The 13,560-nt window shown below is 65.1% G+C and carries 14 protein-coding genes; 9 read left to right on the top strand and 5 right to left on the bottom strand.

All coding sequences use genetic code 11. The features are described 5' to 3' along the window. The first annotated feature begins 311 nt into the window (after positions 1–311). The 6 genes from P0D71_RS00760 to P0D71_RS00785 all read left to right on the top strand — a co-directional run bounded on the left by P0D71_RS00760 (position 312) and on the right by P0D71_RS00785 (position 5,294). On the top strand, positions 312–1,268 hold the full coding sequence (locus tag P0D71_RS00760) for a 4-hydroxyproline epimerase (protein ID WP_408478828.1): 957 nt from the start codon (positions 312–314) through the stop codon (positions 1,266–1,268). Further along, positions 1,265–2,395, top strand: coding sequence for an NAD(P)/FAD-dependent oxidoreductase (locus P0D71_RS00765; RefSeq protein ID WP_408478830.1), 1,131 nt, complete (start codon positions 1,265–1,267; stop codon positions 2,393–2,395). Before P0D71_RS00760 ends, P0D71_RS00765 begins: the two co-directional genes overlap by 4 nt. Continuing rightward, complete coding sequence (locus tag P0D71_RS00770; protein WP_091807336.1) at positions 2,385–2,663, top strand: (2Fe-2S)-binding protein; 279 nt, start codon at positions 2,385–2,387, stop codon at positions 2,661–2,663. Before P0D71_RS00765 ends, P0D71_RS00770 begins: the two co-directional genes overlap by 11 nt. Before the next feature lie 82 nt (positions 2,664–2,745). Next, entirely contained in the window at positions 2,746–4,032 is a 1,287-nt protein-coding gene (locus P0D71_RS00775; RefSeq protein ID WP_408478832.1) for an FAD-dependent oxidoreductase, read from the top strand. Positions 4,033–4,186: 154 nt separating this feature from the next. Next, positions 4,187–4,954, top strand: a complete 768-nt coding sequence (locus tag P0D71_RS00780; protein WP_091809195.1) for an AraC family transcriptional regulator — start codon at positions 4,187–4,189, stop codon at positions 4,952–4,954. A gap of 10 nt (positions 4,955–4,964) precedes the next feature. Next, positions 4,965–5,294 (top strand): hypothetical protein, encoded by a 330-nt coding sequence (locus P0D71_RS00785; protein WP_007177862.1) that lies wholly within the window; start codon positions 4,965–4,967, stop codon positions 5,292–5,294. Between the two features lie 108 nt (positions 5,295–5,402). On the opposite strand, the gene P0D71_RS00790 is transcribed toward P0D71_RS00785, so the two are convergent. The 3 genes from P0D71_RS00790 to P0D71_RS00800 form a co-directional block, all read right to left on the bottom strand. Then, the gene (locus P0D71_RS00790; RefSeq protein WP_091807340.1) at positions 5,403–5,663 is read right to left on the bottom strand and encodes a hypothetical protein; all 261 of its coding nucleotides are present in this window, start codon (positions 5,661–5,663) and stop codon (positions 5,403–5,405) included. 156 nt (positions 5,664–5,819) lie between these two features. Then, positions 5,820–6,152 carry a YdgH/BhsA/McbA family protein gene (locus P0D71_RS00795; protein WP_091807342.1) on the bottom strand — a complete coding sequence of 111 codons (333 nt, stop codon included), beginning with the start codon at positions 6,150–6,152 and terminating at the stop codon, positions 5,820–5,822. Positions 6,153–6,343: 191 nt separating this feature from the next. Further along, positions 6,344–8,227, bottom strand: a complete 1,884-nt coding sequence (locus P0D71_RS00800) for a bifunctional sugar phosphate isomerase/epimerase/4-hydroxyphenylpyruvate dioxygenase family protein (RefSeq protein WP_408478834.1) — start codon at positions 8,225–8,227, stop codon at positions 6,344–6,346. Between the two features lie 320 nt (positions 8,228–8,547). On the opposite strand from P0D71_RS00800, the gene aroQ reads away from it, so the two are divergent. From aroQ to P0D71_RS00815, 3 genes are read left to right on the top strand one after another with little or no spacing between them, the layout of a single operon-like run. Then, complete coding sequence (gene aroQ, locus P0D71_RS00805; RefSeq protein WP_408182777.1) at positions 8,548–9,003, top strand: type II 3-dehydroquinate dehydratase; 456 nt, start codon at positions 8,548–8,550, stop codon at positions 9,001–9,003. Continuing rightward, entirely contained in the window at positions 9,000–9,878 is an 879-nt protein-coding gene (locus tag P0D71_RS00810) for a shikimate dehydrogenase (RefSeq protein ID WP_408478836.1), read from the top strand. The genes aroQ and P0D71_RS00810 overlap by 4 nt, the downstream gene beginning before the upstream one ends. A 45-nt stretch (positions 9,879–9,923) precedes the next feature. Beyond that, the gene (locus P0D71_RS00815) at positions 9,924–11,300 is read left to right on the top strand and encodes an MFS transporter (RefSeq protein ID WP_408478838.1); all 1,377 of its coding nucleotides are present in this window, start codon (positions 9,924–9,926) and stop codon (positions 11,298–11,300) included. A 72-nt stretch (positions 11,301–11,372) separates the two neighbouring features. Here the strand turns inward: P0D71_RS00815 and P0D71_RS00820 are convergent, their stop codons facing one another. Together P0D71_RS00820 and P0D71_RS00825 are read right to left on the bottom strand one after the other, a co-directional pair. Then, positions 11,373–12,068, bottom strand: a complete 696-nt coding sequence (locus tag P0D71_RS00820; RefSeq protein WP_091807353.1) for a TetR/AcrR family transcriptional regulator — start codon at positions 12,066–12,068, stop codon at positions 11,373–11,375. A 94-nt stretch (positions 12,069–12,162) separates the two neighbouring features. Beyond that, a complete protein-coding gene (locus P0D71_RS00825) occupies positions 12,163–13,443 on the bottom strand; it encodes an NAD(P)/FAD-dependent oxidoreductase (protein ID WP_408478840.1) in 1,281 nt (426 codons plus the stop codon). Positions 13,444–13,560 lie beyond the last annotated feature (117 nt).

Raw genomic sequence — 13,560 nt, forward strand, 5'->3', positions numbered from 1 at the left:
GTAAGCAGGGAAAATCCTGCCGTCTTGCGTGAATCGCGCGCGGCGAATGACGATTTCAGCATAACCGCTTTGCCTGAAGCGTCGCCGGGTCAAGGCGTATCCCTTATTTTGGGATAAGACGCGAAGTGAGTCGAAGTGCATGGCCGGCGCGACGCCACCTGCTGCGGGCCGCTCTCCGTGCGCGCCCGGCAGACGCTGCTGGACCGCTATCTATTGAGAGCGCGAGGCCGCCGCACGTTCAGTTGACTATGCCGAAATCGTCACAATCCGCGCTTAAGCACACCAAGACTCGGCTGTCCGCCGTTTCTACCATGACGATCATGAAAACCTTGAACATCATCGACTCGCACACCGGCGGTGAACCGACCCGCCTCGTGGTGTCGGGCGGCCCGGATCTCGGCGGCGGTACGCTGGCGCAACGGCTCGAAGTATTCCGCACGCACTTCGACGACTGGCGCGCGGGCATCGTCACCGAGCCGCGCGGCTCGGATGTGGTGGTGGGCGCGCTGCTCTGCGAGCCCGACGATCCCACGTGCGCGGCCGGCGTGATCTTTTTCAACAACGTCGGCTACCTCGGCATGTGCGGGCACGGCACGATCGGGCTCGTCGTCTCGCTCGCGCACCTGGGACGGATCGGGCCGGGGCGCCATCGGATCGAGACGCCGGTCGGCGTTGTCGAAGCGACGCTCAACGAGGATGGCAGCGTCGCCGTGCGCAACGTGCCGGCCTATCGCTATCGCGAGTCCGTGCAGGTGGAGGTGCCGGGCCACGGCGTGCTGACGGGCGACATCGGCTGGGGCGGCAACTGGTTCTTTCTCGTCGCCGATCATGGGCGCGCGTTGGAGGCTTCGCGTATCGGCGAATTGACGGCGTTCAGCGGAGCGATTCGCGACGCGCTGATCGCACAGCGCATCACCGGCGCGGAGGGTGCCTTGATCGACCACGTCGAACTCTTTGGCCCCGGTTCGCGCGACGGTATCGACAGCCGCAGCTTCGTGCTCTGTCCCGGCAATGCGTACGACCGCTCGCCATGCGGCACGGGCACCAGCGCCAAAGTGGCCTGTCTCGCCGCCGACGGCAAGCTGGCCGAAGGGGCCGTGTGGCGGCAGGAAAGCATTATTGGCAGCGTGTTCGAGGCGAGCTATCGCCATGCCGGCGACGCCGTCCACGTGATTCCCACCATTACCGGCCACGCCTACATTACGGCGGAAGCGCGCCTGTGCTTCGACGAGCGTGATCCCTTTGCGTGGGGCATCCGCACGGCATGACGGCAGACGTGTTGATCGTCGGGGCCGGCATTGTCGGCGCGGCGTGCGCGGCGGAACTGGCGGCGCTCGGCATGCGGGTCGACGTGTTCGACGCGCGGGGCATCGGCGGCGGAGCGACGGCGGCGGGCATGGGCCACATCGTCGTGATGAACGACTCGCCGGCGGAATTCGCGCTGAGTCGGTATTCACGAGACTTGTGGCTCGAACTCGCGCCGCAACTGCGCGCGCGCGACGCGTTCGCGCGCTGCGGCACGCTCTGGGTCGCAGCGGACGAAGAAGAGCAACACGCCGCCCGCGCGATGCATGCCGCGTTCGAGGCTCAAGGCATGACAGCGCAACTGCTCGACGCGGCCGCGTTGCGGGCTTGCGAGCCGGCACTGGCGGCGTCGATGGCGGGCGGTTTGCGCATTGAACACGACAGCATCGTGTATGCGCCGACGGTCGCCGAATGGCTGCTGACGCAATCGCCGGCCGCCACAAATATTCGCGTGCGCCTGGGTGCGGGGGTGACCTCGATCGGCGCGAACGGCCTCACGCTTGCCGACGGCGAACGTGTCGGCGCGGCGCACGTCGTCGTTGCCAATGGTCTGGGTGCGCAGCACCTCGTGCCGTCGCTGCCGCTGCAGCCGAAAAAGGGCCACCTGCTGATCACGGACCGTTATCCTGGCCTGATCCGGCATCAGCTGCTCGAACTCGGCTATATCAAGAGCGCGCATCACGCGGCGGGCACGTCGGTAGCGTTCAATGCGCAACCGCGGCCCACGGGGCAATTGCTGATCGGCTCGTCGCGCCAGTTCGACAGCACCGATCCCGCCGTCGACATGCCCGTGCTCGCGCAGATGCTGCAGCGCGCCGCGCACTACCTGCCGGTGCTGCCGACGCTCAACGGCATTCGCGCGTGGACCGGATTTCGCGCGGCCACGCCGGACGGCCTGCCGATGATCGGCACGGCCGGCGATTTCGCGCCCGGCGTATGGCTTGCCGTCGGGCACGAGGGCCTCGGCGTGACGACCTCGCTCGCGAGCGCGAAGCTGCTTGCCGCGCAGATCGTGGCGAGCGTCGCGCCGATTGCGGTCGAGCCTTATCTACCTGAGCGTTTTGCCCGAAAGGTGGCCCATGACTCGTAGCAGCGACGCGGCAAGCATCCACTTGACGATCGACGGCCGGAGCATCGCTGTCGCGCCCGGCACGACCGTGGCCGCTGCGCTCGTGCTGGCGGGTATTCGCAGCACGCGGATCTCGGTGAGCGGCGAGCCTCGCGCCGCGCTGTGCGGCATGGGCGTGTGCCAGGAATGCCGTGTGACGATCGACGGCCGGGCGCATGTGCTGGCTTGCCAGGCCGTGTGCCGGCAGGACCAGGTCGTTCGTACCAACGTTGCGGTGAACATGCCTTGAAACAGCCATTCGACATCGAAGGCGGAGGGCGTTCTCTGGCGCAATCCCGTCTCGGCCGACTCGACGACGCGCCAGCCACACTATGAAACAACACTTCGAGATCGTCATTGTCGGCGCGGGTCCGGCCGGCTTGAACGCCGCGCACGCTGCCGCGCGCACGGGAGCCACGGTCGCTCTGCTGGACGACAATCCACGCGCCGGCGGCCAGATCTGGCGGCAAGGTCCGGGCGATTCGCCGCAAGCGCCGTTGCGTCACCTCCTCGCCGCGCTGAGCGGGCAAGGCAACCTCACGCATTGGCCGTCGACTCGCGTGGTTGCGCCACTGGATTCACGCGGGTTGTTGCTCGAATCCGCGCAGCACGGCGGCACGTGTATCACGTATGAGCGCCTGATTCTTGCGACCGGCGCGCGAGAGCGGCTCTTGCCGTTCCCAGGCTGGACATTGCCGGGCGTGACCGGCGCGGGCGCGCTGCAGGCGCTCATCAAGGGCGGCATGCCGGTGCGTGGCGAGCGGATCGTGATTGCCGGCAGCGGTCCGTTGCTGATCGCCGCGCTCGCCACGGCGCGCGCAGGGGGGGCGCCGGTGGTGGCGGTGGTGGAGCAGGCGTCGGCGTTCGACGTCGCGCGTTTCGGCGTCTCCCTGCTGGCCGAGCCCGCCAAGTTGCGGCAAGCCGTCGGCATGACGCGCGGGTTCGCGGGCCTGAATTACTGGACCGGCAGTATCGTCGAAGCGGCGCATGGGGACGGCCGCGTCGAGCGTGTCACCATCGCGCGCGGGCCGGGGAGGCGGCGCGTCACCCTCGATTGCGACCGCATCGCGTGCGGCTATGGGCTCGTGCCGAACGTCACGCTGGCGCAAGCGCTCGGCTGCGCGATTGGCGAGGCGGGCGAGATTGTCGTCGACGGCGAACAGCGCACATCGGTGGAGAACGTGTTCGCGGCGGGCGAGTGTACCGGGGTCGGCGGCGCCGAGCTGGCCGGTGTGGAGGGCGAGATCGCCGGCCTCGCTGCAAGCGGCGCGGCAGCGGTCCACGCGGCGCTCGACACGCAGCGGGCGCGATGGCGCGGGTTCGGCCGACGCGTCGACGCGGCCTTCGCCCTGCGCGCCGCCGCACGCACGCCGCCCGCTGACGCCACGCTGCTGTGCCGCTGCGAGGACGTGAGCATCGGCGAAGTCCGCGAGTTTGCGAACTCGCGCGACGCCAAGCTGCATACCCGCTGCGGCATGGGCGCTTGTCAGGGAAGGATTTGCGGCGCGGCGGCGAGCCTGTATTTCGGTTGGGAGGCCGCGGCGCCGCGCCCGCCTTTCAGCCCGGCGCAAATCGGCACTTTGATGGCGGCGAATGTGGAGCCGCCGCCAACCGAATAAGCTGTTCGCCCACAGGCCGTGTGGACGCTGGCCGGCGGATATTGTTCGGCCGCGGCGCGGACCTATAATCGACCGCACGCGTCGACCGCCATCCTGCAACGGCGGTCGCGCCCTCCAATGCCCCATCAACGCACGGACCAACGAGACCCGCATGATGAACACGCTGGCTCATCCGCTCGATACGGACGACGCAACGCTGTCCGGCATGCTGTCGCACTTCAGGCTGCTGGAGCCGGTGTTCGACGCGATGCCGGACGTCGTGTTCTTCGTCAAGGACGCCGAGGCGCGCTATGCGCTGGTGAACCGCACGCTCGCGTCCCGCTGTGGCTTCAAGGAAAAGGCGGCGCTGCTCGGCAAGACCGCCGAGGACGTGTTTCCGCGCCGCTTTGGGCGCATCTATACGGCGCAGGACAAGGCGATCATCAACGTCGGCAATCAGCTGATCGACCAACTGGAACTGCATCTGTATCCCGGCAGGCAGCCGGGCTGGTGTCTGACCTGCAAGCAGCCGCTGCGGGATGCGGCGGGCAAGGTGGTCGGCCTCGCCGGCATTTCCCGCGACCTGAAAGCGGACGAAAGCAGTCATCCGGCCTACAGCCGACTCGCCGCGGTCGTGCAGTCCATCCAGGCCAACTACGTTCAGCCTTTGAATCTGAAGCAGCTTGCGGCGATGGCCGATATGTCGGTCGCGCAACTGGAGCGCTATTTTCACAAGGTGTTTCATCTGACGCCGCGCCAGGTCTTGCTGAAGGCCCGGCTTGACGCCGCGACGGCGCTGCTGGTCTCGCACGACAAGGTCACCGACGTCGCCGCGCTGTGCGGCTACACCGACCACAGCGCGTTCACGAGACAATTCAAGGCGACCGTCGGCGTGACGCCGACCGAGTACCGCATGCTGCTGCACGGCACTTCGCGGAGCTGAATCGCCGGACATGGCTCGTCGCAAGCATCACTACTATGTCTACGTCGTCGCGCTGGACGACAAGGTGTGGAACGAGGCGCGCTTTCGGCGCGCGAATCCGGACTACCGGTTCGACAAGCCTTGCGTCTATGTGGGTATGACGGGACTGGACCCGGATCTGCGCTTTGACCGGCATAAGGCCGGCATTCAGGCCAATCGCTATGTGCGCGATTACGGCTTGCGGCTCGTGCCTGAGTTATATGAGGTGTTCAATCCCATGCCTTACCGCGGCGCACAGGATATGGAAGTGGAACTGGCGATTGGACTGCGCGAAGCGGGCTACGGCGTGTGGCAGGCGTGAGTTGCGCGATCCGGCCGTGGCGTTTGTCAGCGGGGCTCGTCACCGCTTGACCGCCTAAGGGGCTCAAACCTGGGCGCGCGCCTTTGAATGCGGTTATCGCGGCGCGCGTTACTTCACACCGAGGCCACGCAGCACGGCGTTGCCTTCAGGCGTCAAACGGATATGCGAATTGCCGGCGTCGCTGGAAACCGTTTCAATCAGTCCGGCTTCGTGAAGCTGCGGAATCTCGGGTTTCGCGGACGCGTCGATCGGCGCGTGCAGCAACAGCAGCAACGTCGCCAGTTCGTGGTGGCTCAGCAGGCGGCGCAGGATGGTAGGCCGCTTTGCCGGCGCCGCGGCGTCGTTTGTGTTCGAATCGGGCTGGTTCATGGTGCGCACCTTGTGCGGGTTAGTGTCGACTGGATGATGCGGACGAAGTCTTAAACGATTCTTAAGACACCATTATCCTGTAACACCGTGACACGAAGATTGCACCGACCCAAGTTACCGTTTGTCACACTTACACGTGCTTTCGGCCGCAAACCCTTACGGGGCGCAGGTTTTGCCCGCTGTCTCGATCCACAGGTTGTTCACGTGGCGTTTGCCCGCGTAGAAACGGTAAGTCGTGGCGCCATTGTCGCTGCGTACCTTGACGATATTCGAATCGCCGAAGTCGAGCATCTGGCCTTGCGGAATCGCCGTGGATTTGAACGCGGCGTTGTGGCTGGAGGCCACTTGCGTCAGACACGAGACCACGTCGTTGACGGAGCGCTGCGTGGTGGTGTCCGCGACCGGCTCGCCGGCATCCGGATTCTTCTGGAAGTACGCACATGCGCTGAGAAGCAGCGGAACTGACAGGACTACGGCAAACTTCTTCATATCTCTCCTGGCGTTACATTCGGCTGACAGTACGCGCGACGCCCGCACATGGCACAGCCGCGCGGCATGGACCGCGAAATCAGGCGCCATTATATCGGTCCGGCGCGGCTCCCCAGTCGATGCCGCACGCGCCGTGCCCGGCTGGCCCCGCTGGACGGACCTTCCTGTGCCTGTCCAACCCGCCGGAAAGCCTATTTGCGGCGCTGCGCTTGCGCGGCAAGCCGCACGGCGGCATTGGCCGCGCCATAGCCGTCGTAACCGCCGCGCCGCTCGACGATTTCCATGAAGAAACGCTGGTCGAGCTGTTCCGTGTAAGCGTGGAAAAATTCGCCACCCCGCTCGTCGCGGTCGTACAGGATGTTATTGGCGCGCAGCGCCTCCAGCGTCTCGTCCGGTAATGCGTAGCGAGCGGCGAGATCCTCGTAGTAATTGCGCGGAATGCGCAACACCGGCAAGCCGTCGGCGACGAACTCGGGCATCGCACTGAAAATGTCGCCAGTGCTGAAAGCGACGTGGTTCAGGCCGGACCCGTGATACGTGTGCAGCGCCTCGGCTACCGCCGTGTGATGGTCCACGGAGGCATTCAGCACGATGCGCACCGAGCCGTCGCGGCTGCGCAGCGCGCGGCTGCGTACGAGACCGTAGGGATCGGGCACCAGCACGCCTGGTTCGGCGTCGAACCCCAAGGCGGTTCGCAGGAACAGCACCCACGTATCCAGCGCATTCGCCGGCACCGACAGGCACACATGGTCGATACGGCTGAGCGGCCCGACTTCGGTCGGACCGTTGATGTCGGTGAGAACGAAATCGGCCTCGAACAAGGTGGGCTGATCCGGCGTTTCGTCGACGAAATAATTCAGGCTGCTGTCCGGCGCCTGCACGGCGGGCAGCACGCGTTCGTTCGGCCCGATCTGCCCGGAGAACGGCGCGTAGCCGAAGCCGGCGGCGCGCTCGAACGCCTGATGGGCGTCGTCCACGCGAAACGCCGACGCGCACAGCGACAAACCATGCTGCTGGAAAAACGCATTGGCGAACGAATCCGGCTCGGCGTTCAGCACGATCGAAGCCGCGCCGTGCTGGTAAAGCGTGACCTCTTTCGAACGATGCCGGCCGGCCTCGCGAAAGCGCAGTTTGCCGAGCCAGTCGACGAGTTGCGCGCGCGTGCCGTGGTCGACCGCGAATTCGAGAAACTGATAGCCGACGTGCGCGGGCGCCGCAGGCGAGCGGTACAGGTCGCCGACCGGCTGCTGCGTGGATTCGAGCAGCGCGCGGGTCTGTTCCTCGAGGAACAGCAGCGAACGATGGCCGTCCGCGGCCGTGATGGTGGTGGGCGCGGCGCGGAAGCCGTCGTTGAAGATTTCCAGTGAAAGCGGCCCGCTGTAGCCCGTTTTCACGACCTGCGCGGTGAAATTGGCGAGATCGAAATCGCCCTGGCCCGGGAAGCAGCGATAGTGGCGGCTCCATTCGAGCACGTCCATGGCGAGCTTCGGCGCGTCGGCGATCTGCACGAAGGCGATGCGTTCGCCCGGAATATCGGCGATACCGTCCACCGTGTCGTTCAACGAAAGCGTGTGAAAGCTGTCGAGCACGAGCCCGAGATTGGGATGATTGACGGCATTCACGAGTTTCCACGCGTGCCGGTACGTCTTGACGTGTTTGCCCCACGCGAGCGCTTCGTAGCCCGCGATCACACCGGCAGCCTCGGCGGCGCGGGCCAGGGCGCCGAGCTGGTCGGTCATCAGCGAATCGTCGCCGATGGTGTCGGGCGACACGTTGCTGCACACCAGAATGCGGTCCGTACCCAGTTCATGCATCACGTCGAACTTGCGCTTTGCGCGGTCGAGATTGCGCTCGAGGCGCTCCGGGCTGACACCGTCGAAATCGCGAAACGGCTGAAACAGCATGATCTTCAGCCCGAGATCTTCGGCGATGCGCCGCACGTCGGCGGGCGAACCGTCGAAATACAGCAAGTCGTTCTCGAAGATCTCGACGCCTTCGAAGCCCGCCGCCTGGATCGCGGTCAGCTTCTCGACAAGGGTTCCGCTGATCGACACGGTGGCAATCGAACGTTGCATGGACGGCTCCTGCAAAAACAATCAAACGGCTGTTGGATAAGGCGCGCAACGGCGTCTCGCGCGGCACTGGCAGGCGCCGGCGGCAGGCATGCTGCATTGCGCAAAATGGGCCAGTTCGTTACTTATGTCAGCAAGACACAGGTCACAATGGTCCACGCTAACCGAAGTTTCCGACAGTTTATACAAACTAACTAGATGGTACAAATTCGTAGAAACCCCGAATGACGACGGCGGCCAATGCGCGCACACTTCGGTCACGTTGCCAGAGCACCGCGGTCGCCGTGGTTGGCTTCAGGCCTCACTTTGCAGGAGTGGATCTCATGAGTTTTGCCTCCGTACTGGTCCTCAATGGACCGAATCTCAATCTGCTCGGCACGCGCGAGCCGACCTTCTACGGCTCGGAAACACTCGACGACGTCGCGAAACTCTGCCGCGATGCCGGCGAGCGGCTGGATCTGTCGATCGACTTCTGCCAGTCGAACGCCGAGCATCAACTGATCGACTGGCTGCACGCGTCGCGGACCAAGGTCGATGGCATCGTGATCAATCCGGCGGCTTACACGCATACCTCGGTTGCCATCGCCGACGCGCTTTCCGCGATCGAAAAGCCGGTGATCGAAGTGCATATTTCAAACGTGCATCGCCGCGAGGCGTTCCGGCACCACTCGTACGTGTCGGCGGTGGCGGAGGCGGTCATCATCGGTTGCGGCACGCAAGGCTATGTACTGGCGTTGGAGCGGATGGCCAGCATTCTTAAGCATAGGGCGGCGAAATGAACTCACAAGCGAACTCACAAGCAACACCTCATTCCTATCTGGTCGGTCTGATCGGATCGGGCATTGGCGGATCGCTGACGCCCGCGATGCACGAGGAAGAGGGCAGCAAGCTCGGCCTGCACTACGTGTACCGGCGTATCGACCTGGAAGCGTTGAAGCTCGACATCGCCGCCCTGCCTGATCTGCTCACGGCCGCCGAACGCATGGGCTTCAACGGTCTGAACATCACATATCCGTGCAAGCAGGCCGTAATTCCCCTGCTCGACGAACTGTCCGACGACGCGCGCGCGCTCGGCGCGGTCAACACGGTCCTGTTCAAGGACGGCAAACGTATCGGTCACAACACGGACTGGTCTGGTTTCGCCCGCGCGTTCCAGCGCGGCTTGCCGGACGTGTCGCTGGAGCGCGTCGTGCAACTGGGCGCGGGCGGCGCCGGCGCGGCGGTCGCGCACGCCGCGCTGAACATGGGCGCGAAATCGCTCACGCTGTTCGATGTGGATGCCACGCGCGCCGCCTCGCTCGCTGAAGAATTGCAGGCGCGGTTTCCTGCCGCCGCGGTCAGCGCCGGCAGTTCGCTCGCCGAATCGCTCGCGGCCGCCAACGGCCTGATTCACGCCACCCCCACCGGCATGGCGAAATTGCCCGGCTTGCCGCTGCCGGTCGAATTGCTGCACCGCGATTTGTGGGTGGCGGACATCGTCTATTTTCCGATCCGTACCGCGCTGCTGGAGGCGGCCGAAGCAATCGGCTGCCGCACGCTGAGCGGCGGCGGCATGGCGGTGTATCAGGCGGTCGACGCCATGCGCATCTTCACCGGTCTCGAACCCGACGCCGAGCGGGTGTACAGCCATTTTCAATCGTTGCTGCAACGCTAAGCGGCAGCGCACCAACCGCTAACAAGCAGAGGAGACGATCACCACATGCAGCAACCCATTTCATCCACCCAGGCCGACGCCGCGACGCCGAAAGGCGCCGCGGTAAGCACCGCGCGCCGCTCGAAAGCCCGCTATCAGATTCTGGCGCTGCTCGCGGTCGGAACGATGATCAATTATCTCGACCGGACGGTGCTCGGCATCGCCGCGCCGCAGTTGACCAAAGAGCTCGGCATCAACGCCGCGCTCATGGGGCTGCTTTTCTCGGTGTTTTCGTGGAGCTATGTGGCCTCGCAGATTCCGGGCGGACTGTTTCTCGACCGCTTCGGCAGCAAGCTCACTTATTTTCTGTCGATGACCTTCTGGTCGCTGTGCACGCTCGCGCAAGGGCTGGTGCACGGCATCGGCGGGCTGTTCGCGTTCCGGCTTGGCCTCGGCGTCTCGGAAGCGCCGTGTTTTCCGACCAATAGCCGGGTGGTCGCCACGTGGTTCCCGCAGAGCGAACGCGCCATGGCGACGGGCACGTACACGGTCGGCGAATACATCGGCCTGGCTTTTTTCAGCCCGTTCCTGTTCATGCTGATGGGCGCTTTCGGCTGGCGCTCGCTGTTCTACGTGGTGGGCGGCGTCGGACTCGTGTTCGGCGTGATCTGGTGGATGTTCTATCGTGAGCCGCGCGATCACCCGTCGGCGAATCAGGCGGAACTCGACTATATCGAAGCGGGCGGCGGTCTCACGAGCGCGAAGAAGAGCGGCGATGCATCGGACGCCACAGGTGCGGCGGCGAAGGCGAAGAGCGGCTTCGAATGGCGCACCATTGGACGGCTGCTCAAGCATCGTCAACTGGCCGGCATCTGTCTCGGCCAGTTCGCCGGTAACTCGACGCTGGTGTTCTTCCTAACCTGGTTCCCGACCTATCTCGCCACCGAACGCCACATGGCATGGCTGAAGATCGGCTTCTTCGCGATCATGCCGTTCATTGCCGCGTCGATCGGCGTGATGTTCGGTGGCATTTTCTCCGACTGGCTGCTGCGCCGCGGCAAGTCGGCGAACGTGGCGCGCAAGCTGCCGATCATTGCCGGGCTGCTGCTCGCGTCGACTATCGTTCTCGCCAACTATGTCGAGAGCAACGTGGCGGTGATCGCGATTCTGTCGGTGGCGTTTTTTGCGCAGGGCATGGCGGCGCTGGGTTGGACGCTGGTGTCGGACATCGCGCCGGAAGGCCTGCTCGGCGTGACCGGCGGCATCTTCAACTTCGCCGCCAACCTGGCCGGCATCGTGACGCCGCTGGTGGTGGGTTTCATCGTCGCGGCAACCGGCTCGTTTGTCGGCGCGCTGGTGTTCATCGGCGCGATTGCGCTGGTCGGCGCGCTGTCGTACATCTTTATCGTCGGCGATATCAAGCGGATCGTGCTGGTGGATTGAGCGGTCCGGGACCGGACGAAAAAAACGGGACGTGGCGCGAGCTACGTCCCGTTTTTTACTTTGAGGCTTGCCTCAGTCGTCCTTGCGCACGAAACGCAGTACGGCATCGACGATCATGGCGCGATGCCGCGCGCGCAAGCGCGGATGCGACGGATCGCGCCCGAACGCCGCGCCGAAGGTATGGCGATTGCCGACGCGGTGAAAGCACAGCGAGCTGATCAGCAAATGCAGATCGATCGGATCGAGGTCGCTGCGAAATTGTCCGGTCGCGATACCGCGCTTGAGCAGGTCTTCGATCGTATGAATCACGGTGACGTTGCGGCCTTTGAAGCTCTTGACCTGCTCGACGTACTTGGCGCCGTGAATATTTTCGATGGTGACGAGCCGCACGAAATCGCGCTGCCGGTCGTGATAGTCGAACGTGAACTCGACTAGCGCGCGCATTCCCTCGATCGGGTCGAGTTCGCTGACGTGCAGATCCTGTTCGAGCGCGCGAATGTCTCCGTACACCTTTTCCAGCACCGCCTGGTACAACCCTTCCTTGCTGCCGAAGTAGTAGTACAGCATGCGCTTGGTGGTGTTCGTACGCTCCGCGATCGCGTCGACGCGCGCGCCCGTCAATCCCATCGCGGAGAACTCCTGGGTCGCGACCTCGAGGATGTTGCGCTTCGTCTGTTCGGGATCGTACTTGCGCCGGGTGTCGGTACGCGGACTGTCGGACGGGATGCCGTTGGTATCAGGCTCGGCAGCCTTGCTTCCCTTTTTCATTGTGTATTCGAGCGGCAGTGACGGCGCATTCTAGCATGGCCAAACTGGCGTCCGACGCGGGTCCCGGGCATAAGCGGCCGTGTATTGGCCAACGTCAAACAGTGGGCCTGCGGCGCGCGGCGAGCGCGTCGCGCGTCTGCATCGCGGTGTAGGTGAGTTGCGCCGCCGCGAGACCCAACGCGCCATACGTCGGAGTCAAACCGAACGACGCGAATGCCTCGGGCACCGGACGCTCGCCCGCAATGGCCGCCGCCAGCAGTTCGCCGGACACGGTAGTCGGCGCCATGCCGTGCCCGCCGAAGCCGACCGCATACCAGACGCCGTCGGTGCTGCGGCCGATTTGCGGCATCTTGTGCCGCGCATAGCTCATCAGGCCGCCCCATGCGTGTTCGATACGCACGTCGTGCAGTTGCGGATAAACCTTGAGCAGATCGCGCCGCAAGAGGCGCGCGATCACCTCGGGCGCGCGCTCACGCACCGAAATGCGGCCGCCCCACAGAATGCGCGTGTCGGGCAGCGGCCGGTAATAGTCGAAGGCGAAGCGGGTGTCGTAGACGGCGGCGCGGGTGTCGATCGCATCTTTCAGACGTGCGCCGAGCGGCTCGGTGGCCATCACGTAGGTGGCGATCGGCAGCACCGCGCGTTCGACGCGCGGGTAGACGTGCCGTGCGTAGCCGCCGCCCGCCATCACGACGTGGCGCGCTTCCAGCGCGCCGTGCTCTGTGTGCACCATGAACCCGTCGCCATCGCGCTGCAGACGCACGACCGGCGAGTGCTCATGAATCTGTACGCCGGCATGGGCCGCCGCGCCGGCCACGCCGAGCACGTATTTGAGTGGATGAAAGTGGAACGCGTTGCGCTCGAACAGCCCGCCGTGATAACGGCGCGTCTTGAGTTGCGAAGCCAACTGTTCCGCCGTCACCGGTTCCCACTCGACGCCGAACGAGTCGCGCATGAGGCGACGCTGCGACTCGAGCCGCGCCGGTTCGTCAAACCAGTTGGCGAGGATCACGCCGGCGTCGGTCGCGTCGCAGTCGATGCGATAGCGCGCGATGCGCTTTCTCATCAGATCGACGGCGTCGGTGGTCAGCGTGTACAGCTCGCGGGCGCGAGCCGCGCCGAGGGTTTTCAGCAGGTCGGCGCAATCGAGGCTGTAGCCGCCGAACACGAAACCGCCGTTACGCCCGGAGGCGCCGAAACCGACCTGACGGGCTTCGAGCACGGTGACGTCGGCGACGCCCCGCTCGGCGAGTCCCAATGCCGTGGACAATCCCGCGAGACCGCCGCCGATGATGCAGACATGGGCGCTACGGCGCCCGGCCAGCGGCGCATAGGCGGACGAACGCGTGACAGTGGCTTCGTAAAAGCTTTGCATAGGGCTAGGGTAGCGGCAATCGCGCGCTTGCGTGCAGCCGTCGCGCGATCCGCTTGTCAAACGGTGGATACGAAAGGCCGGCACCCGCGTCGAGCGAATGCCGGCCTGGGCGGACCA

Source organism: Paraburkholderia sp. RL17-383-BIF-A, from assembly GCF_046028015.1.
Taxonomy (GTDB): Bacteria; Pseudomonadota; Gammaproteobacteria; order Burkholderiales; family Burkholderiaceae; genus Paraburkholderia.